18 protein-coding genes and 1 pseudogene are annotated in these 20757 nt (G+C 60.7%); 6 read left to right on the top strand and 13 right to left on the bottom strand.

Annotated features, from left to right (window positions below; translation table 11 throughout):
• The first annotated feature begins 206 nt into the window (after positions 1-206).
• The 3 genes and pseudogenes from ACK1VC_RS23145 to ACK1VC_RS23155 all read left to right on the top strand — a co-directional run bounded on the left by ACK1VC_RS23145 (position 207) and on the right by ACK1VC_RS23155 (position 6218).
• Positions 207-1355 carry an efflux RND transporter periplasmic adaptor subunit gene (locus ACK1VC_RS23145; RefSeq protein ID WP_016488928.1) on the top strand — a complete coding sequence of 383 codons (1149 nt, stop codon included), beginning with the start codon at positions 207-209 and terminating at the stop codon, positions 1353-1355.
• A 12-nt stretch (positions 1356-1367) separates the two neighbouring features.
• Entirely contained in the window at positions 1368-4412 is a 3045-nt protein-coding gene (locus ACK1VC_RS23150; RefSeq protein ID WP_191086946.1) for a multidrug efflux RND transporter permease subunit, read from the top strand.
• A gap of 619 nt (positions 4413-5031) precedes the next feature.
• A pseudogene (locus ACK1VC_RS23155) lies at positions 5032-6218 on the top strand (MFS transporter).
• An 89-nt stretch (positions 6219-6307) separates the two neighbouring features.
• Here ACK1VC_RS23155 and ACK1VC_RS23160 read toward each other — a convergent pair.
• The 5 genes from ACK1VC_RS23160 to colR all read right to left on the bottom strand — a co-directional run bounded on the left by ACK1VC_RS23160 (position 6308) and on the right by colR (position 10015).
• A complete protein-coding gene (locus tag ACK1VC_RS23160) occupies positions 6308-6538 on the bottom strand; it encodes a hypothetical protein (RefSeq protein ID WP_016488931.1) in 231 nt (76 codons plus the stop codon).
• Positions 6538-7236 (bottom strand): lipopolysaccharide kinase InaA family protein, encoded by a 699-nt coding sequence (locus ACK1VC_RS23165; RefSeq protein ID WP_070086390.1) that lies wholly within the window; start codon positions 7234-7236, stop codon positions 6538-6540. Before ACK1VC_RS23165 ends, ACK1VC_RS23160 begins: the two co-directional genes overlap by 1 nt.
• Positions 7237-7242: 6 nt before the next feature.
• Positions 7243-7923 carry a class I SAM-dependent methyltransferase gene (locus tag ACK1VC_RS23170; RefSeq protein ID WP_016488933.1) on the bottom strand — a complete coding sequence of 227 codons (681 nt, stop codon included), beginning with the start codon at positions 7921-7923 and terminating at the stop codon, positions 7243-7245.
• Positions 7924-8031: 108 nt separating this feature from the next.
• On the bottom strand, positions 8032-9342 hold the full coding sequence (locus ACK1VC_RS23175) for a sensor histidine kinase (RefSeq protein ID WP_016488934.1): 1311 nt from the start codon (positions 9340-9342) through the stop codon (positions 8032-8034).
• On the bottom strand, positions 9332-10015 hold the full coding sequence (gene colR, locus ACK1VC_RS23180) for a two-component system response regulator ColR (protein ID WP_016488935.1): 684 nt from the start codon (positions 10013-10015) through the stop codon (positions 9332-9334). Before colR ends, ACK1VC_RS23175 begins: the two co-directional genes overlap by 11 nt.
• 183 nt (positions 10016-10198) lie before the next feature.
• Here colR and ACK1VC_RS23185 point away from each other — a divergent pair, with 183 nt between their 5' ends.
• Positions 10199-10927: a phosphatase PAP2 family protein gene (locus ACK1VC_RS23185; RefSeq protein ID WP_016488936.1), complete on the top strand. Its 729-nt coding sequence runs from the start codon at positions 10199-10201 to the stop codon at positions 10925-10927.
• Positions 10928-11112: 185 nt separating this feature from the next.
• Here the strand turns inward: ACK1VC_RS23185 and groL are convergent, their stop codons facing one another.
• The 5 genes from groL to ACK1VC_RS23210 all read right to left on the bottom strand — a co-directional run bounded on the left by groL (position 11113) and on the right by ACK1VC_RS23210 (position 15714).
• Positions 11113-12765 (bottom strand): chaperonin GroEL, encoded by a 1653-nt coding sequence (gene groL, locus ACK1VC_RS23190; RefSeq protein ID WP_449118053.1) that lies wholly within the window; start codon positions 12763-12765, stop codon positions 11113-11115.
• 48 nt (positions 12766-12813) lie between these two features.
• Positions 12814-13107: a co-chaperone GroES gene (locus tag ACK1VC_RS23195; RefSeq protein WP_016488938.1), complete on the bottom strand. Its 294-nt coding sequence runs from the start codon at positions 13105-13107 to the stop codon at positions 12814-12816.
• Between the two features lie 244 nt (positions 13108-13351).
• Entirely contained in the window at positions 13352-13813 is a 462-nt protein-coding gene (locus ACK1VC_RS23200) for an FxsA family protein (protein ID WP_023047345.1), read from the bottom strand.
• 67 nt (positions 13814-13880) lie between these two features.
• On the bottom strand, positions 13881-14612 hold the full coding sequence (locus ACK1VC_RS23205; protein ID WP_023047346.1) for a HugZ family pyridoxamine 5'-phosphate oxidase: 732 nt from the start codon (positions 14610-14612) through the stop codon (positions 13881-13883).
• 91 nt (positions 14613-14703) lie between these two features.
• On the bottom strand, positions 14704-15714 hold the full coding sequence (locus ACK1VC_RS23210) for a DUF481 domain-containing protein (protein ID WP_016488941.1): 1011 nt from the start codon (positions 15712-15714) through the stop codon (positions 14704-14706).
• Positions 15715-15865: 151 nt separating this feature from the next.
• Here ACK1VC_RS23210 and ACK1VC_RS23215 point away from each other — a divergent pair, with 151 nt between their 5' ends.
• Positions 15866-16219, top strand: coding sequence for an MGMT family protein (locus ACK1VC_RS23215; protein WP_060517481.1), 354 nt, complete (start codon positions 15866-15868; stop codon positions 16217-16219).
• A gap of 43 nt (positions 16220-16262) precedes the next feature.
• Positions 16263-17810, top strand: coding sequence for an AmpG family muropeptide MFS transporter (locus tag ACK1VC_RS23220; RefSeq protein WP_016488943.1), 1548 nt, complete (start codon positions 16263-16265; stop codon positions 17808-17810).
• Positions 17811-17879: 69 nt separating this feature from the next.
• Here ACK1VC_RS23220 and ACK1VC_RS23225 read toward each other — a convergent pair whose 3' ends face one another.
• The 3 genes from ACK1VC_RS23225 to ACK1VC_RS23235 form a co-directional block, all read right to left on the bottom strand.
• The gene (locus tag ACK1VC_RS23225; protein WP_095116040.1) at positions 17880-19124 is read right to left on the bottom strand and encodes an MFS transporter; all 1245 of its coding nucleotides are present in this window, start codon (positions 19122-19124) and stop codon (positions 17880-17882) included.
• A gap of 188 nt (positions 19125-19312) precedes the next feature.
• A complete protein-coding gene (locus ACK1VC_RS23230) occupies positions 19313-20155 on the bottom strand; it encodes a mechanosensitive ion channel family protein (RefSeq protein WP_016488945.1) in 843 nt (280 codons plus the stop codon).
• A gap of 114 nt (positions 20156-20269) precedes the next feature.
• On the bottom strand, positions 20270-20755 hold the full coding sequence (locus ACK1VC_RS23235) for a YajQ family cyclic di-GMP-binding protein (protein WP_016488946.1): 486 nt from the start codon (positions 20753-20755) through the stop codon (positions 20270-20272).
• Between the last annotated feature and the right edge of the window lie 2 nt (positions 20756-20757).

Below are 20757 nucleotides of genomic sequence, written 5' to 3' on the forward strand. Positions count from 1 at the left end.
CCGGCAAGCCAGCGCCCACAGGTACAGCACAGTATCTGAAGCCTGTGGTGTACCTGTGGGAGCTGGCTTGCCGGCGATAGGGCCGGTGCAGACAATTCACTCCCCTTCAATCAAAAAACAGTCAATACTTCCCCCATCCACACGTGGGCAGGATCGCCCGTTGTCGTGTCCAGGCTAATAACAACCGTATCCAGGGAACCGGACCTATGCTGCGCCGCCGCATGCTGATCATGTTGGCCGTGGTTCTGCTGATCGTGCTGGCCTTGGGGGGCTACAAGGCTTTCTCCATCTACCAGCAGATCCAGATGTTCACTGCCCCCAAGCCGCCCATCACCGTAGCGGCAGCCTTGGCCGAACAGCGCCAGTGGCAGGAGCGCCTGCCCGCCGTCGGCAGCCTCAAGGCCCTGCAGGGTGTGGAACTGAGCCTGGAGGTAGAAGGGATCGTCAAATCCCTGCACTTCGACTCGGGCCAGCAGGTCAAGGCCGGGCAACTGCTGCTGCAACTCAACGACGACCAGGAAACGGCCCTGCTCGGCACCGCCCAGGCTGACCTGGGCCTGGCCAAGGTCGATTTTGGCCGGGGCAGCCAGCTGGTCGGTGACTCGGCCATCTCCCGTGGCGAGTTTGATCGCCTAAGCTCCCAGTACCGCCGAAACCAGGCGGTGGTCGAGCAGCTCAAGGCGCAGAAGATCAAGAAGAGCATCAACGCCCCGTTCAGCGGCACCATCGGCATCCGCCAGGTAGACATCGGCCAATACCTCGCCGCCGGCACGATGATCGCCACCCTGCAGGATACGTCCAGCCTGTACGTCGACTTCAACGTACCGGAACAGGCCCTGCCGAAGCTGAGCCTGGGCCAGCAGGTGCTGTTACAGGTGGCCGCCTACCCGGGCCAGACCTTCCCCGCCAGCCTCAGCGCCATCAACCCCAAGGTGGAAGAAACCACACGCAACCTGCTGGTCCGTGCCGTCCTGGCCAACCCCGACGGCAAGCTGCTGCCAGGCATGTTCGCCAACCTGCTGATCTTGTTGCCCAACCCTCAATCACAAGTGGTGGTGCCGGAAAGCGCGATCACCTACACCCTGTATGGCAACTCGGTGTACGTCGCCACGCCAAAGAAGGACAAGGATGGCCAGCCCGAAACCGACGACAAGGGCCAACCCAGGCTGGTCGCCGAACAACGCACGGTTCAAACCGGCGAGCGCCGCGACGGTGTGGTGGTGGTCAGCAAGGGCCTGCAGGCCGGCGAACAGGTGGTCACCGCCGGGCAACTGAAGCTCACCCCGGGCGCCGCGATCCGCATCGGCCAGGACCAAGCCCTCAAGCCCGAACAGGGCGTCCCGGGCAAGGACTGACAGGAGGCTGGCATGGCGTTTACCGATCCGTTCATCCGTCGCCCGGTGCTGGCCAGCGTGGTCAGCCTGCTGATCCTGCTGCTGGGCTTCCAGGCCTGGAACAAGCTGCAGATCCGCCAGTACCCACAAATGGAAAACGCCCTGATCACGGTGACCACCGCCTACCCCGGGGCCAACGCCGAGACCATCCAGGGCTACATCACCCAGCCGCTGCAGCAAAGCCTGGCCAGCGCCGAAGGCATCGACTACATGACTTCGGTGAGCCGGCAGAACTTCTCGATCATTTCCATCTACGCGCGTATCGGCGCCGACAGCGACCGGTTGTTCACCGAGCTGCTTGCCAAGGCCAACGAAGTGCGCAACAAACTCCCTCAGGACTCCGAAGACCCGGTGCTCAGCAAGGAAGCCGCCGATGCCTCGGCACTGATGTACGTCAGCTTCTACAGCAAGGAAATGAGCAACCCGCAGATCACCGACTACCTGTCACGGGTCATCCAGCCCAAGCTGGCCACGTTGCCAGGCATGGCCGAGGCGGAGATTCTCGGCAACCAGGTGTTTGCCATGCGGATCTGGATCGACCCGGTGAAGCTGGCCGGCTTCGGCCTGTCTGCCACTGACGTGACCAATGCGGTACGCCGCTACAACTTCCTGTCTGCCGCCGGTGAGGTGAAGGGCGAGTACGTGGTCACCAGTATCAACGCCAGTACCGAGCTGAAATCGGCCGAGGCATTCGCCGCCTTGCCGGTCAAGACCAGCGGTGACAGCCGTGTGCTGCTTGGCGATGTGGCGCGGGTCGAGATGGGGGCAGAAAACTACGACACGGTCAGTTCGTTCGACGGTACTCCGTCGGTGTATATCGGCATCAAGGCCACCCCGGCAGCCAACCCGCTGGATGTGATCAAGGAAGTTCGGCGCATCATGCCCGAGCTGGAAAGCCAGCTGCCCTCGGCGCTCAAGGTGTCGATCGCCTACGACGCCACCCTGTTCATCCAGGCCTCCATCGACGAAGTGGTCAAAACCCTCGGTGAAGCGGTGCTGATCGTCATCGTGGTGGTGTTCCTGTTCCTCGGCGCCCTGCGCTCGGTACTGATCCCGGTGGTGACCATTCCCCTGTCGATGATCGGCGTGCTGTTCTTCATGCAAATGATGGGCTACTCGCTCAACCTGCTGACCCTGCTGGCCATGGTGTTGGCCATCGGCCTGGTGGTGGACGATGCCATTGTCGTGGTGGAGAACATCCACCGGCACATGGAGGAAGACAAGTCGCCGTTCGACGCGGCACTTGAGGGCGCCCGGGAAATTGCCATGCCAGTGGTGTCGATGACCATCACCCTGGCTGCCGTCTATGCGCCGATCGGCTTCCTCACCGGGCTTACAGGGGCCTTGTTCAAGGAGTTCGCCCTGACCCTGGCCGGGGCGGTGATCATTTCCGGCATCGTGGCCCTGACCCTTTCACCGATGATGTGCGCCCTGCTGCTGCGCCGGGAGCAGAACCCCAGCGGCCTGGCCCATCGCCTTGACCAGCTGTTCGAACGCCTGAAGGTACGCTACCAGCGCCTGCTGCACGCCACCCTCGACAGTCGGCCGGTGGTGCTGGTGTTTGCCGTGATCGTGCTGTGCCTGATCCCGGTGCTGCTCAAGTTTACCCAGAACGAACTGGCACCCAACGAGGACCAGGGGGTGATCTTCATGATCAGCAGCTCGCCGCAGCCGGCCAACCTCGATTACCTCAACGCCTACACCGACCAGTTCACACCCCTGTTCAAAACCTTCCCCGAGTATTACTCGTCGTTCCAGATCAATGGTTTCAATGGTGTGCAGAGCGGCATTGGTGGTTTTTTGCTCAAGCCCTGGAACGAGCGCGAACGTACACAGATGGAGCTGCTGCCGCTGGTGCAGGCCAAACTTGAGGAAGTCGGCGGCCTGCAGATTTTCGGCTTCAACCTGCCCTCGTTGCCCGGCACTGGCGAGGGCCTGCCGTTCCAGTTCGTGATCAATACCGCTGGCGACTACCCGGCGCTGCTGGAGGTGGCCCAGCGCATCAAGACGCGCGCCCAGGCATCTGGCAAGTTCGCCTTCCTCGACATCGACCTGGCCTTCGACAAGCCTGAAGTGGTGGTCGACATCGACCGGGCCAAGGCGGCGCAGATGGGGGTGTCGATGGACACGTTGGGCGGCACACTGGCCACCTTGCTGGGCGAGGCGGAAATCAACCGCTTCACGCTGGAAGGACGCAGCTACAAGGTAATTGCCCAGGTCGAGCGGCCATACCGCGACAACCCCGGCTGGCTGAACAACTACTACGTGAAGAACGACCAGGGCCAACTGCTGCCACTCTCGACCCTGATCACCCTCACCGACCGCGCCCGCCCGCGCCAGCTCAACCAGTTTCAGCAGTTGAACTCGGCGATCATCCAGGGCGTGCCCATGGTCAGCCTGGGCGAAGCGCTGAAGACCGTGCAGGACATTGCCCGCGAAGAGGCCCCCGAAGGCTTCGCCTTCGACTATGCCGGCGTGGCCCGCCAATACGTGCAGGAAGGCAGCGCGCTGTGGGTGACCTTCGGCCTGGCACTGGCGATCATCTTCCTGGTGCTGGCAGCGCAATTCGAAAGCTTCCGCGACCCGCTGGTAATCCTGGTGACGGTGCCGTTATCCATCTGCGGGGCGCTGCTGCCGCTGTTCCTGGGTATATCGAGCATGAACATCTACACCCAGGTGGGGCTGGTGACCTTGATCGGGCTGATCAGCAAGCACGGCATTCTCATCGTCGAGTTCGCCAACCAGCTGCGTGAGGAGCGCGGCCTGAGCGTGCGCGAGGCCATCGAAGAAGCGGCGGCCATTCGCCTGCGGCCGGTGCTGATGACTACGGCGGCGATGGTGTTCGGCATGGTGCCGCTGATTCTGGCGACCGGCGCCGGGGCGGTCAGCCGTTTTGACATCGGGACGGTGATCGCCACCGGGATGTCGATTGGCACACTGTTTACCTTGTTCGTGCTGCCTTGTATCTACACCTTGTTGGCGCACAAGACGAATGCCAAGGAACCTGCAATAGCCTGACCGGCCTCTTCGCGGGCTTGCCCGCTCCCGCAGACAGGGCATCGGGCCTGACATCGGTGCAATACCTGTGGGAGCGGGCAAGCCCGCGAAGAGGCAGTATGGGTACAGAAGGCCGATAGAAAATCACTGCTACGCAACACAATCTAATAATTACCGCTCACAAGCTCCCACATCATTCAGATTCACGGCTGATCTTCCTGCTCGCCAGTGAAAGACTGAACAACTGTCTCATCCACTCTGCCCGGTAACTATTAGACTCAGAATGGCAGGCTACCCGCGAGCCAGACGTCTTCCAGCAAAATTCAAACACTCCTGGAAATGGCTTCGGTAAAAAATCCTACACCTTGATCAGAAGTTTCGCCACCCTCTTCGGCTTGTACATCTTGGGCTTAACGCTATTATCAAAAACGTCGCAATGACGCGACGCACACATGGATAAATCAATAATTTTCAAAAACCATCCCTCTACCGGCAGGGTGGTTATTGACCCTCTAAAAGACAATTGCATGCTTCGGATATCCGCAATATCCAAAATCACGATGTTGGCAATTAAACGCACCGATGTATTGAAAGATTCAGGCTATACGTTACAGTTCAGGGCAGCGGGAATCGTCTCTCTATGAGTCAGGCCAAAAACTTTAAAATCACCATTCTTCGCCCATTGCTTTTGATTCTTTTATGTCTATTAGGCGTTTTTCCTCTGGACGTCATCCTTCCTTCGTTCCCTGCGCTTTCAGAAGCCTTTCAAGTAGAACCAAAGCAAATAGCTTACTCTGTAAGCTTATTCGCGTTTGGCGTAGCTGTGGCGCAAATATTTATTGGCCCTCTGTCTGACCGAACTGGGCGTAAAAGGCTATTAATCGTTGGTTTGGGGGTATCCATTGCTGGGGCTATTGGCTGCCTAATTTCAACTGACTATGAGATTTTTTGGCATTTCGGTTGTTGCAAGCCGCCGGCTGTGGCAGCTTGGTTCTTGGCCAAGCACTTGTACAGGACCTGTATAGTGGAAAGCAGCGCAACACCATGCGCATCTTGTTGACGAGTGCAAGTGGTTTATTCATATCCATCTCGCCCGTCGCCGGTGCAGCTATCCAACAATCAATCGGCTGGACAGGCAGCTTTACTGTATTTATTGGAATAGCCATCTCAGTCATCGTGCTTGCATGGGTTCTGCTGAACGAAACACCTGTTTTATGCGCGGTTAATTCAGGTGTTCAAAGTTATATTGTGATGTTGCGCGACGCCTTCTATGTAACCTATTCCCTACAGGCCACTTTAGCGTTCGCCTGCCATTTTTCCTTCATCGTCGTTGCACCACTGGTACTGATGGAGCAGCTAGGCCTTACGCCGTATCAGTTTTCCGTTGTATTCATCGCCTACGGGCTGGCGTATGTCGTTGGTGGTGCCATCGCGACTTTCTTGAACAATCGCATCAGCGCACAAGCTCAGATCTGCGCGGGATTTCTACTGATAGGCTCCGCAGGTGCGGCCCTATTGATTTGGCAGTGGGTAGCAGGGCTGACAGTAATAGGCCTCATGATACCGATGATTTTATGTACAGCAGGAACGACGTTGGTACGCCCCGCTGAGGCTACGCAAGCATTAGCCCGCTATCCGCAGCAGGCAGGGGCAGCAGCGTCGCTCAACACAACAGTGCTATTTGCCGGGGGTGGTTTCGCAGGCACTGTGATTGCGTCAGCTGAACAGCTGCTTCCATTGAGCCTGGGGATTCTGTTCTTGAGCAGCGCCCTTGGCGGTTTCCTGCTGCTCACGCGCCTCAAAGGCAATAGCCTGCAGCACTGCTAACTTTTGCAGAAGAGGCCAGAAAGCCCGACACAAAAATGCCAGAGGCCCCGCAATCGCGAGACCTCTGGCATTTCTAGCTACCGCAGGGTTCAACCAAATGGCCGTAACCCCTGACGCAAACCAAACAGGAACAGCAAAAGGTCCTGGTCCGGCGCAACCTGTGCCTGCTGCTGTTTCGCTTCCCGCGGCAACGCGCACTGGTCGGCCATTTCAGCCTTGCTGAACACGGTCGGCCTGGGCTCTTCCCAGGCAGCCACCGCCACGGTGGTGACCGCCAGGCCAGCTACCAGGAACAAAGCTCGAGCTATTTCTAGTTTCATTACCCTAACCCTTTGACAGCGCTGCCAAACGCCATCTGGTAAAAGTAGAGCAGCGTCTGCCATTCCGCGTCATTGAGCGACGAATGGCGGCGCAGTTGGCGCAGGTCGTTGCCAGCCGCACGCTGACAACTGATGCGCCGCCTGCACTTCTCAAGGTCCAGCAGCGCCACTTCGACGCGCGCTTGCTCGCCTTCGCCAATCACCTTGATGAATACGTGCTTGCCATACAGGCAGCCGTGCTGCCAGTGCCCCAGGTGCATACGCGCCAGGTTATCCGCCAGGTCCTTGAGCATGCGCTCATGCACCACCTGCGGGTAGCGCTCGCGGGCACCTTCGGCATGCCAGGTGTCTAGCTCGACAAAACCATCCAGCGCTTCGCTCACCAGCAGCGCACGCCACTGGTGGTCGGCATCGCGTTCGGCGCCACAGAAGACAATGCGGGGTACACGCACACCCAGTTGCTCGAAACTGTTCAACGCATCGAGTTCACGCAATACGGTCGGCCGGCCGAAAGGGTGCAGCAGGCTGCGATAGATATGCCCGACCTGGCGCTTGGCATACAGCAGCTTGCCGCTGGCATCGTTGAGGCGTTGCACACCACTCTCGCCGCCGCGGCGCTGGTTAGGCTCCTCGACCCACTCGCCCTGTTGGCGCCAGTAAAAATCGAACCGCGACTCCCCGTTCTGGGCTACAGCCATCAAACACTACCCCTTACGCAATACATAGACCCGCCACATGGCATAGAACGGCAGGAAGTCGAGGCGTTCCTGGATTCTGAAGCCGGCGGCCCTGAATTCTTCTTCAACCGTTTCGGCAGGTAACACGAAACGGTTCTGGTAATTGTCCTGCTCGGCCTTGGCACTGCGGCGGTGTTCCAGTTTTTTCCGGCGCCAGGCCTTGAAATTGCCATCCACCCACAGTGAAAGGATCACACTATCACGGCTAACCCGCTGAAATTCCGAAAGAATGGTCTTTCGGTGGGCAGATTCGCCAATGTGATGGAACAGGCGCATGCAGAAAATGCTGTCCACCGCGTTATCCGGCAGGTCAATGGCAAACGCTGACGTCTGCAAAGGACGTACCCGCGCCACCACTTCTGGCGGTTGCGCGGCGCACGCTGTCTCGATCATCGCTTCGGAATTGTCGGCACCAATAATCACCCTGTTGGGCTTTTCTGCCAACAGCGGCCAGAAGCGGCCCGCACCGCACGGCAGGTCCAGTACCAGGCCAGGCTCACCTGCCAATGCCAGGGCGCGGCGCGCCAGTTGCTCATCTCGCTTGTGGGAAAGGCGTCGCGCCAGGCCGTCCTGGTGCTTGAGAAAGTACTCACGCGCATGGTCTTTGTCGTACTTCTCGGAAAATTCAAGCTTGATGGGGCTACGCATTGGGCATCTCCTGACTCCAGTGCCGCTCACCTTAGGCAAGCAAGCGTTGGAATCAGGTCACGCCAATGTGAAAAAAATGTTGCCCTCCCTTTGACCTGTTACAAGCCATTACTCGGCCATGGCGTTCAGGTCGCCTTTGCCCGTGGTACTGCTCAGGTCTACCTGGAAACGGCAACCATGCGGCAAGGTGGATGTCAGGGTGACACGCCAGCCTTGGTCATCACAGATCCGCTGTACCAGCGAAAGCCCCAGCCCCAGGCCCTCGCCGCGCCGCTCATCGCCGCGTACGAACGGCTTGAACATGGCCTCGCGCTGCTCTTCGGGAATGCCCACACCGCTGTCCTCCACACTGAAACCGTTGGCTTCCAGGCTCAGGCGGATGTAGCCGCTGTCGGTGTAGTGCGCAGCATTACGCAACAGGTTACCCATCACTGACTGCAGGAAAGTGGCGTTGTACAGCACCGGGCTTGCGCTGACGCGGCCATCGAAGTACAGGGTAAGGCCCTTCTGCTCGATGGTATCGCGCCACACGCCGATAAGCTCGTCGGCCACTTCGCGAAGGGTCGCCTGCGAAGCCACCGCCCCCTCGTCACGCTGCGCCCGCGCCAGCATCAGGAAGGTCTTGACCAGTTCGCGCATTTCTTCGGTGGCCCGCGCCACGCGCTCCACCTGGCTACGCGCGCGGGCGTCGAGGTTGGGGTTCTCCATCAGCAGTTCGCAGGACGTGGCCAACACCATCAAAGGCGTACGCAGTTCGTGGCTGACGTCACTGGTGAACAGCCGTTCGCGGGTCAGTGCGTCGCGCAGGCGGCCCAGGGTGTCATCGAAAGCCACTGCCAACTGGCCAACTTCGTCCGCGGCATAGTCCGGTGCCAGCGGCGGGGCCAGGCCCAGCAGCTGGTCACGGTGGCGTACCTGGCGAGCCAGGCGGATCACCGGCGCCATCACCCGGCGCGCCACCAGCCAGCCGAGGATAACGGCCAGCACCAGGCTGAGCACGAAGCCCACCACCACCACCGCGAACAGCACGCGCTCGCGTTCTTCGAAGTCGCTCTGGTCCTGCAGCAGCACATAACGGCGGCCATCGACGATCTCGACCATGGCGTGGTACGACAGCTGGTCGCGAAACACCTCGTGAAAGCCCCGGTCGAGGTGGCGCAGATCTTTGGGCAGCTCGAAGTCGTCACGCCCGCCGCTGAAGTAGAACAGCTGATCGGGGCGTGGCCGGTGGCTCCAGTCGCTGACGCTGTCCATGCGCAGCAGGCGCTGCAGGTCACCGCCCAATACCGAGGAAATCAACCGCTCTTCGACCAGGTGCACAGTGGCAACGATGCCGAAGGCGAACGCCCCGGCCACCAGCGCGCTCATCAAGGCAAAGGCGATGATGATGCGCTGGGCAAGGCTTTGCTTAAACTCCATCGCGACCCTCGGCGAGGCGATAGCCGACGCCATGGACGGTATGCAGCAACGGTTTTTCAAACGGTTTGTCGATCACCTGGCGCAGCTGGTGTACATGGCTGCGCAGGCTGTCGCTGTCAGGGCAGTCGTCGCCCCACAAAGCCTCTTCCAGCACTTCGCGGCGCAGTACGTGCGGGCTTTTCTGCATCAGCACTGCCAGCAGCTTGAGACCGACCGGGTTGAGCTTGAGCAAGCGCCCCTGACGGGTAACCTCCAGGGTGTCGAGGTCGTAGCTGAGGTCGGACACCTGCAGCGTACGGCGCCCACCGCCCTGGGCACGGCGCAGCACCGCTTCGATGCGGGCCGCCAGCTCCGACAGGGCGAACGGCTTGAGCAGGTAGTCGTCGGCACCGGAGCGGAAGCCTTGCAGGCGGTCGTCCAGCTGGTCGCGGGCGGTAAGCATGATCACCGGCGTGTCGCGGCGGGCGTCCTCACGCAAGCGCTTGCAGAGGGTGTAGCCATCGATGCCGGGCAGCATGATGTCCAGCACGATCAGGTCGTAGTGTTCGGTGGCCGCCAGGTGCAGGCCGGACAGGCCGTCCTGGGCGCAGTCGACGGTATAGCCCTTCATGCCCAGATAATCGGCCAGGTTGGCCAGGATATCGCGGTTGTCTTCAACCAAAAGAATGCGCATCGGTTTCTCCTGTGCGGCGCTTCTCGCTGTGGTGCGCGGCAGGCGCAGCTTAAGGCCAATGCCTGCATGGTGCCAGCCCCAAGCAAAATTCACCGCACTTGACGGTTTTTTCACTGATCCTTCACGGACACAGGATAGCGGGCGGCCGACAATGCCCGATCTTTTTCGTGCCCTGGAGCCGTCATGCAGCAACGAACCCGCCCTCGCCCGATCAATTACTGGCTGTACCTCGGCATACCCTTGGCGACTGCGCTGGCCTTGATCCTGCTGGAGCTGACTTCAGTCGACATGGATGTGGCCAACCTGTTCTTCGATCCCGCTGCCGGGCAGTTCATTGGCCGCCACAGTTATCTGCTGGAAACCATCCTGCACGACCGGGTCAAGCAACTGGTGATCTTGCTGGGTGTGTTGTCGCTGCTGACGTTTGCCGCCAGTTTCTTCTGGAAGCGCCTGTTCGGCTGGCGCCGCGAACTGGGCTGCCTGGTGCTGGCCCTGGGCCTGTCCACAGCCTTTGTCACGCCGCTGAAAAAGGTGACCCAGGTGCAGTGCCCGTGGAGCCTGACCCAGTTTGGCGGCACGGAAACCTACAGCAAGCTGCTGGAGCCGCGTCCGGCCACCGACAAGCCTGGCCTGTGCTGGCCGGGTGGGCATGCAGCTACCGGGTTCTGCCTGTTTGGTCTGTTCTTCATGCTGCGTGATCGAAAGCCGCGGTTGGCACGGGTGGCGTTCGTAGTGGCGCTGATAGCCGGATCGGTGCTGGGTGTGGGGCGGATGATGCAGGGGGCGCACTTTTTGTCGCACAACGTGTGGACGGCCGTGTTCTGCTGGTTGATCGGGTTAGGGTCGTATTACCTGGTTCTGTATCGGCGGGGCGTGGTGGAAGCGCCATCTGTCGAACCTAGCGTCGCCTGACAGAGGGGCCGCTTTGCGGCCCATTCGCAGCACAAGGCTGCTCCTACAAGGGTACGCGTCGGTGCCGGACTGTACGCGATACCTGTAGGAGCAGCCTTGTGCTGCGAAGAGGCCCTCACAGGAAAATAAAAAGCCCCGGTTCTCACGAACCGGGGCTTTTTAATGGTGCAGGGGGTAAGGCTGGCTTACATCATGCCGCCCATGCCACCCATGCCACCCATGCCGCCCATATCTGGCATGCCGCCGCCAGCTGGGGCTTCGCTCGGAGCGTCAGCAATCATGGCTTCGGTGGTGATCATCAGACCGCCGATCGAAGCAGCAGCTTGCAGGGCCGAACGGGTGACCTTGGCTGGGTCCAGGATACCCATCTCGATCATGTCGCCGTATTCGCCGGTAGCAGCGTTGTAACCGTAGTTGCCGGAACCTTGCTTGACCTTGTCAGCGACAACGCTTGGCTCGTCGCCGGCGTTGGCAGTGATCTGGCGCAGCGGCGCTTCAACAGCGCGACGCAGCAGGGCGATACCGACGTTCTGGTCTTCGTTGTCGCCTTTCAGGTCAACGATTGCGTTCAGGGCGCGAACCAGGGCAACACCACCGCCAGGCACCACGCCTTCTTCAACGGCTGCACGGGTAGCGTGCAGGGCGTCTTCAACGCGGGCTTTCTTCTCTTTCATTTCAACTTCGGTGCCGGCACCGACCTTGATCACGGCAACACCGCCAGCCAGCTTGGCCAGACGCTCTTGCAGCTTCTCACGGTCGTAGTCCGAGGAAGTCTCTTCGATCTGGGCACGGATCTGCTTGACGCGTGCCTGGATGTCATCTTCAACGCCAGCGCCGTCGATGATGGTGGTGTTTTCCTTGGACAGGATGACGCGCTTGGCGTTACCCAGGTGCTCCAGGGTAGCGGTTTCCAGGGACAGGCCGATTTCTTCGGAGATGACCTGGCCGCCGGTCAGGACAGCGATGTCCTGCAGCATGGCCTTGCGACGGTCGCCGAAGCCCGGAGCCTTGACAGCAGCAACCTTGACGATGCCGCGCATGTTGTTGACTACCAGGGTAGCCAGCGCTTCACCTTCAACGTCCTCGGCAACGATCAGCAGAGGGCGGCCGGCCTTGGCAACGGCTTCCAGAACTGGCAGCAGCTCACGGATGTTGGAGATCTTCTTGTCGACCAGCAGCAGCAGTGGGCCTTCCAGCTCGGCAACCATGGTGTCCGGCTTGTTGACGAAGTACGGCGACAGGTAGCCGCGGTCGAACTGCATGCCTTCTACAACAGACAGTTCGTTATCCAGGCCCGAGCCTTCTTCAACGGTGATCACGCCTTCTTTACCGACTTTTTCCATGGCTTCGGCAATGATGTTGCCGATGGAGTCGTCAGAGTTGGCGGAGATGGTGCCTACCTGAGCGATGGCCTTGGAGTCGGCGCATGGCTTGGACAGGTTTTTCAGCTCGGCAACAACGGCGGCGGTCGCCTTGTCGATGCCGCGCTTCAGGTCCATCGGGTTCATGCCGGCAGCGACAGCTTTCAGGCCTTCGTTGACGATGGCCTGAGCCAGAACGGTAGCGGTGGTGGTGCCGTCACCGGCAGCGTCGTTGGCCTTGGAAGCAACTTCCTTGACCAGCTGGGCGCCCATGTTTTCGAAGGCGTCTTTCAGCTCGATTTCTTTGGCGACGGAAACGCCGTCCTTGGTGATGGTTGGCGCGCCGAAGCTCTTGGCCAGTACCACGTTACGGCCTTTCGGGCCCAGGGTCGCTTTTACAGCGTCAGCCAGTACGTTGACACCAACCAGCATTTTCTTACGAGCGGAATCGCCAAACTTTACGTCTTTAGCAGCCATGATCGTTTAATCCTTGAAATTCTTTGGAGTAACGGGAAGTCGGGGAAATCAGCCTTCGACAACGGCGAGGATTTCGTTCTCGGCCATGACCAGCAGGTCTTCGCCATCGACTTTCACGGTGTTGCTGCCCGAGTAAGGGCCGAAGACCACTTTGTCACCCACTTTCACGGCCAGCGCGCGAACTTCGCCGTTGTCCAGGATGCGACCGGTGCCGACGGCTACAACTTCGCCGCGGTTTGGTTTTTCAGCGGCCGAACCCGGCAGGACGATACCGCCAGCGGTTTTCGATTCTTCTTCGCTGCGACGGATGACTACGCGGTCATGCAGAGGACGAAGCTTCATTGTCGATCTCTCCCAAATTGTGGTTTTCATCGGCCGGTATCGACACCGGCGGGTTGATGCTGTCCGGCGTTGCCGGGAAGTGGCCCGCGTTGGGCGAACCACTTGTGTAATGTCTGGTGTTGCCACCAGAAACCTTGCGGTGACCACATACATGAGGCCGCCATAATCAATTACAAGGCTAGGTACACAAAATTTTTCATCAGGCCGAAAAAGACCGGGGCCGCTTTTGCGGCCCCGGTGCGTTCTACTTGTCGCGGCGCTCGTACTCGCCTTCGATCACGTTCGGGCGATGGCCGCCCTCACGCGGCTGCGCCTGGAACGGGTCGTCCTGGAACGCTCGCTGGCGCATGGCCTGGGCCTCGGCACGCTCGCGCATCTTGCGCGCAGCCAGATGACGGGTGAACGGCAGGAGGCACACCAGGCCGAGCACGTCGCTGATGAAGCCTGGCAACAACAGCAGGCCGCCACCGACGGCCAGCATCATGCCCTGGAACATGTCTTCGGCGGGCAGTTCACCGCGCTGCAGGCTCTCACGGGCACGCAATGCGGTGGCCAGCCCGGCCACCCGCATCACCAGCACGCCCAAGGCGGAGCCGGCGATGATCAGCAGCAGCGCCGGGAAGAACCCGATCGCGGCACTGACCTTCACGAAGACGAACAGCTCCAGCACGGGAAACAGCAGAAACAACAGTAGAAAAGCACGCATCAAAGCAATCCTCGTTGGAAGACAACCTTCCTGTAAGACCTACAGATGGATGCAGATGCTCGGTTTTTCAACCCTCGACCTGCGCCGCAGTGGGCCACTGGTCAGCGCGCGCCAGCAAAACAAGGGCTTCGCGGACTTGTGTCGGCGTATTGCAAATACTGGGAAAAGGCAACCAGTGCACCGCCTGGCCAATGCGCAGGTGCATGCCCTCGCTGTCCACCCCGGCCATCTGCGCCGGCACATGCTGTGGCAGGTCGGTCAGCGCTACATAGTGGGCGATGGCGTTGGCATGATCGCTGTTCATGTGCTCGACCATGCTCGCCTCGGCTTTGCCGGCGAACGGGTTGGGCAAGGTCACCTGGTCGAGCCAGTGGATCGCGCCAAAGCCGCCAATGTAGCGGTGACGCACGGGCTGCAATACCCAGAAGTCGAAGTCGTGGGCCTTGTGGTAGTTGGCTGCGTCCGGGAAATAGCGGTAGTAGCGCTCGGCAGCCGCTTCCACAGTGGCCTCGTCGACCAGCTTGTGCGCCTCGGCCATCACGGTCAGGCGCCCTACTGCCTGCACATCCTCGGCCTCGCGCTCACCCACCAGCAGCGAGCACTTGGGGTCTTTCTGCAGGTTGTGGGTGTGCTGGGCGATGCGGCTGATCAGGATCAACGGGTTACCGTCGGCGTCAAGGCAATACGGCACGACCGAGCCGAACGGGTAGCCCGGCATTGACTTGGAATGGGTCGAGAGCACGCCGCGGTACTCCTTGAGCAGCAGTTCCCGGGCTGGGCGGATGGCGTTGGTACTCACTTGAGGGCAGCTCCTGGCGGACTGGGAGGGGGACAAGATAAGCATTATCACCCAATGCTGCCAATGGGGCTGCCGTGCAGCCCCCGGCGATTTACCAGGTAACGCCGAAGCCAGCGGTATAGCGGGTCTTGTCCAGGTCACTTTCACGCGTGCCGGTGATAATGTCCTTTTCAGCCTTGAGGTTGAGCGAGGCCCACTCGGTGACCTTGTAGCGCAGGCCAACTTCGGCATCCAGCGAGTAGTCGGCCACGCCACCCAGCGGCTTGGCGAACTCGCCGTTGGTAAACAGCTGCACGTTCTTGCCGATCAGGTAGCGGGTGTAGTCCCACTTTACCGCTGCGGAATAGAAGTTGTCCTTGCCGCCGTCCTGGTACTCGAAGTCGGTGCGGTTGATCAGTGAACCCAGCGAGAACGCCCCCAGTTCATCGTCCCAGAACTGGTAACCCGGGCCGGTACCGACAGTGCGCTGACGGGCCAGGTCTTCGATACGGTCACGCTTGTATTCCGCACGCCCCTGCCAGAACCACTTCTCGGTAATGAAACGGTCCAGTGCGTACTCGGCGCTCCAGTTGTCGGTAGTGGTGACGTCGTCCTTGGTCTCGCGGTTGTATTCGCCTTCGGCATTGTGCCGCCAGCGGCCATGGCGAGCGGTGGTCTTGAAGCCTACGTCGTAATCGTCGGTGTCGTTCTCGGCGCGCTTGTAGTCCAGCGCCACATCGACGTTGCCTTTCCACACGAAGTCCTCGACCAGCGGTTTGGGCTTCATGATCTGCTCGATGCTGGCCAGTTCCACAGTCTTCGGCGCCTCGCCGTTGGCCAAGGTCACCTTGCCGGGCTCTGCGGCTTTCAGCGACTTGGCTTTTTCACCGGTGTAGGCGTCTTGCTTGACCAGCATCTCCTGGTCGCTTTCCAAGGTCTGGACTTGTTTCCAGTCCAGCGCAATGGACCCACCGTACGGGGTTTCCAGCAGCAGCTTGCCGCCGTCGAAGACTTTGATCTTGCCACTGAGCCGGTCACCGTTCTTCATCCATACGGTGTCGGCCAACACCGGAGAGGCGCACAAGGAGGCAGCTAGCAGGCACAACAACGATCTAGAATACATAAGCGGGCTATGGGTTCGATTTGACAAAAAAGCCGGGCATTATCCAGATACCGACGGCCAGAGCAAGGACAGACCGAGCACATGGCGTTGAGTTCAACTCTCATTTGCCGGACCACCGGTCCAGTTTCATCTGCAGCCCAAGGGGGGCGTGATGTCTGATGGATATGAGCACGCACTGGGGAGTGCCGAGGGCCGACGAACGGTGTTGTACTCGGTACTCGGCCAAGTGCCGCCCGGCAAGGTGGTGAGCTACGGCCAACTGGCCGAGCTGGCGGGGCTTGGCCGCGCGGCACGTTGGGTCGGGCGCACCCTTGGGCAGCTGCCGGCAGACACCCGGCTGCCCTGGCACCGGGTACTCGGCGCAGGTGGCCGGCTGAGCCTGGCATTGGGTACGCCATCAGGGGATGAACAGCGGGCGCGATTACGCGCAGAGGGTGTGAATGTAACCAACAATCGTGTGGATATGTCGCGCCATGGCTGGCGCCCAATGGAGCACAGCGGTTAGAGTGCGCGCTTTGTTTTCGTAAACTTGAGGCAGATGTTGGCCCATGCCCCGTAAAACCTGGCGCGCTGCGCTTGCTGCCTATGCTAGCCCGTCAACCTTGGTACTTTTGCTGCTCGGTTTCGCCGCTGGCCTGCCCTACATGCTGGTGTTCTCGACCCTGTCCGTGTGGTTGCGTGAAGCCGGCGTTGCCCGCGAAACCATTGGTTACGCCAGCCTGATCGGCTTGGCCTACGCCTTCAAATGGGTGTGGTCGCCGCTGCTGGACCAATGGCGCCTGCCGCTACTCGGCGGCCTGGGGCGCCGGCGCTCGTGGTTGCTGCTGTCGCAAGCGCTGGTGGTGGTCGGGCTGGTTGGCATGAGCCTGTGCGACCCGCAACAACACCTGTCGTGGTTGATTGCCATGGCGGTGCTGGTAGCGTTCGCCTCTGCCACACAAGATATCGCCGTCGACGCCTATCGCCTGGAAATCGCCGACGACCAACGCCAGGCCGCACTCGCCGCCAGCTACATGGCCGGTTACCGGGTGGCCGCTTTGCTCGCCACGGCAGGCGCACTGTTCTTCGCCGAATGGTTCGGCTCCACGGGTTTCAGCTATTTGCACAAGGCCTGGGCCGGCACGTATGTGATGTTCGGGGTGATGATGCTGCCCGCCCTGTTCACCACGCTGGTCATGCGCGAGCCGCCAGTGCCCATGCGTACCCAATTGTCGGCAGCGCGCTATGGGCTGATGCACCAGCTGGCGTCGGTGTTCGTACTGATCATCCTGCTGGTGTCGGTACCCGCCAGCTTTACCCAGATGTTCAATACCGGCTGGTCCAGCGTCATTTCCGGTGATGCCACGCCGCTCGACCTGTTGCTGGAAGACCGCGCTTTCCTGCGCCTGATCCTCTATGTGCTGCTGAGCTGGGCGTGCCTGTCCAGCCTGGGCCGCCGGGGCCTGGCGCCGGTGCTGACCCCGGTCAACGACTTCATCACCCGCTATCGCTGGCAGGCCCTGCTGCTGCTTGGTCTGATCGCCACGTATCGCATGTCGGATACCGTGATGGGCGTGATGGCCAACGTGTTCTACATCGACATGGGCTTCACCAAGGACCAGATCGCCAGTGTCAGCAAGATCTTCGGCCTGATCATGACCTTGGTCGGCGCCGGGGTTGGCGGCCTGCTGATCGTGCGCTTTGGCATCATGCCGATCCTGTTCATCGGCGGTATAGCCTCGGCCGGCACCAACATCCTGTTCCTGATGCTGGCCGACATGGGGCCGAACCTGGAAATGCTGGTGGTTACCATCTCGCTGGACAACTTCAGCTCCGGCATGGCCACCTCGGCCTTTGTTGCCTACCTGTCGAGCCTGACCAACCTGAAGTTCTCGGCGACGCAGTACGCGCTGCTTAGCTCGATCATGCTGCTGTTGCCGCGGCTGATCGGCGGGTATTCAGGGGTTATGGTGGAGAAGTTCGGCTACCACGACTTCTTCCTGATCACCGCATTGCTGGGTGTGCCTACGCTGATTCTGATCGCCCTGCAGTGGCGCCAGGAAGCCGGGCGAGGCAAGCCGGTGGCAGAGGAAGGTTCAGCCGCTGAGCGGCCCTGAAAGAACTCTATCCCTGTACCGGCCCTTTCGCGGGTTTACCCGCGAAAGGGCCGGTACAGCCAACTGAATTTACTGAGCAACAGCCCCTTCCCCAGGCCGCCCACCTACGACAAACCACAACGGCCACAACGCCAGAGCCCCCGCCACACCCGCCGCCATGGCAAAGTGCAACAAGCTGGCCCCGGCGCCGATCATCGCCAGCACCGCACCGCCCAACCCCAGCAGGGCAATGGTGATCATCCCCAGCATGGCCGAGACCAGGCCTTTGCTCTGTTCGCTGGAGAACAATGTCATGCGGTACAGCACAGCGTTGGCCACACCCAGCCCAAGCGCGTACAGCGACATGCCCGCCACCACACTGGTAACGCTCGGCCAGGACCAGGTCGCCAGCACCATCAGGCACAAGCCGGCCAGGTAAGGCCATAGCGCGCCACGCACCAGGGCCGGGAGTGGGTAGCGATCGGCGATGCGGTTGATGATCAGGTTACCGAGGATCAGCCCGCCAAACACCGGCAGCTGCCACAACGCATATTCCATCGTGCTCAGCCCCTCATCGTGGATGAGCAGCACCGGCGACAGGCCGATCCAGCCAATCAGCGGCAAACCGACCAGGCCCAACGCAGCGCTGCCAGCGACAAAGCGCCGGTTCGTCAGCAACTGACCGTAGCCCGCCAGCAGTGGCAGCAGGTGAATCGGCGTGAACGCCAGGCGCGAGCCGTCGCGGCGTTCCACACCGAGAGTCTCCGGCATCAGGCGGTACAACAGCCCCCACACCAGCACCGCGCCAATGGCAAAGGCCACGAACAGCCAGCGCCAGTCCAGCCACTGCAGCAGCAGGGTTCCCACCAATGGCCCAAGCAGGGGTGACAGCAAGGCGATGTTGGCCAGCAAGGCCATCATGCGCACAGCGTCAGCCTCGCTGAAGGCTTCGTTCAGGGCCGGGTAGCTGACTGTGACGACAAAGCCGAGGCCGATGCCCTGCAACAGGCGCAGCAGGTTGAACAGGCCAATGTCGTGAACCCAGAAGGTGGCCAGACAGGCCAGGCCGAAAAACGCGCAGCCAACCAGAAGCAGCGGACGCCGGCCATAACGGTCGGCCAGTGGACCGATCAGCCATTGCAGCACCACGCCCCCCAACAGATAGAGGTTCAGGGCATGGGGGATGTAGTCGGGGCTGGCGTTCAGGTCGCCCACCACCACCGGCATGGCCGGCATGACGGCGTCGCTGGCCAAATAAGTCAGCAGCTCGAACAAGGCCAGGGTCAGGCCGAACAACAAGGCGCGCAGCGGGGTGATGTACAGCAGTGGTTTCATGATGGCATATCGGGTGTGGCAGGTGGGGCCAGGGTATATGCCAGAAAAGTCGAGCAATTGCTGTGAACAAGTGTAAAACCGGGGCCGCTTCGGGGCTTGCCCGCTTCCACAGAGGTCAAGCAATCCCTGTGAGAGCGGGCAAGCCCGCGAAAGGGGCACGCAGCGGCCCCTTTGATGACAACGCGGTACTACTGCGTGGCCGTTTCCTGCACCACACGAATCACCCGCTGCGGAAACGGAATGTCGATCCCCTCGGCTTTCAGGCGGTCACGCGCCTGCTCGTTGAGCATGAACATCACGTCCCAGTAATCGGACGTCTTGGTCCACAAGCGCAGCGAGACGGTAATCGAGCTGTCGCCCAGCGTCGCCACTACCGCCTGCGGTGCCGGGTCGGGCAGAACACGCGGGTCCTTTGCCAGCTCCAGCAGCACGTTGCGGGCCTTCTGCAGGTCGGCCTCGTAGTCCACACCCACATCGAATACCACCTTGCGAGTAGGCTGGCGGTTGGTGTTGGTAATGATGCCGTTGGACAGGCTGCCGTTAGGCATGATCACAGTCTTGTTGTCACCGGTACGCAACACGGTGTGGAAGATCTGGATGCTGTCGACTGTCCCGGCAACGCCCTGCGCCTCGATCCAGTCACCGATGCGGAAGGGGCGGAACATCAGGATCAGCACACCACCGGCAAAGTTCGCCAGGCTGCCCTGCAAGGCCAGGCCGATAGCCAGGCCCGCAGCACCGATAGCGGCCACGAACGAGGTGGTCTCGATGCCGATCATCGAGGCCACGCTGACCAACAGGAGCACCTTCAGCACGATGTTCGCCAGGGTGCTGATGAAACCCTGCAGCGCCAGGTCGGCGTTGCGCAAGCCCACCAGCTTGCCGAGGCGTGCGCTGACTTTGTTGATGATCCACCAGCCCACCGCCAGGGTCAGCAGTGCCAGCAGCACACGGCTGCCGTACTCCATGATCAAGGGGATCCAGGTCTGGGATTGGCGGACGAGCTGATCGACTTCAGCGTTCAAATCCATATTCATCTCCTGATGCCGAGCGGCAAGTACACGGTAGAACAGGCTGCGCGCATTCACACAGCCCCGGCCCCCATGGACATCATTGCGCCATCGGGGTTCCGGCCCGCAACCGCATCAATCGCGGAAGTTGTTGAACTGCAGCGGCATGTCGAATTCCTTGGTGCGCAGCAGCGCAATGGCTTCCTGCAGGTCGTCACGCTTCTTGCCGGTGACCCGCACCTGCTCACCCTGGATGGCGGCTTGCACTTTCAGCTTGCCATCCTTGATGGTGGCAACGATCTTCTTCGCCAGGTCTTTGTCGATGCCTTCGCGGAATTTGGCTTCCTGCTTCTTTTCCTTGCCGGAAGGGTACGGGTCCTTGGTTTCCAGGCACTTCACGTCGATCTTGCGCTTGACCAATGCAAGGCGCAGGATTTCCAGCATCGCTTCGAGCTGGAATTCTTCCTCGGCGGTGAGCATCACGGTCTGATCTTTGTCCTTGAACTCAAAGGTGCCCTTGCCTTTCAGGTCGTAACGGCGATCAAGTTCCTTGATGGCGTTATCAACGGCGTTCTGCACTTCGTGCTTGTCCAGTTCCGATACCACGTCGAACGAAGGCATGG

It is taken from the genome of Pseudomonas sp. XP2 (assembly GCF_053557975.1).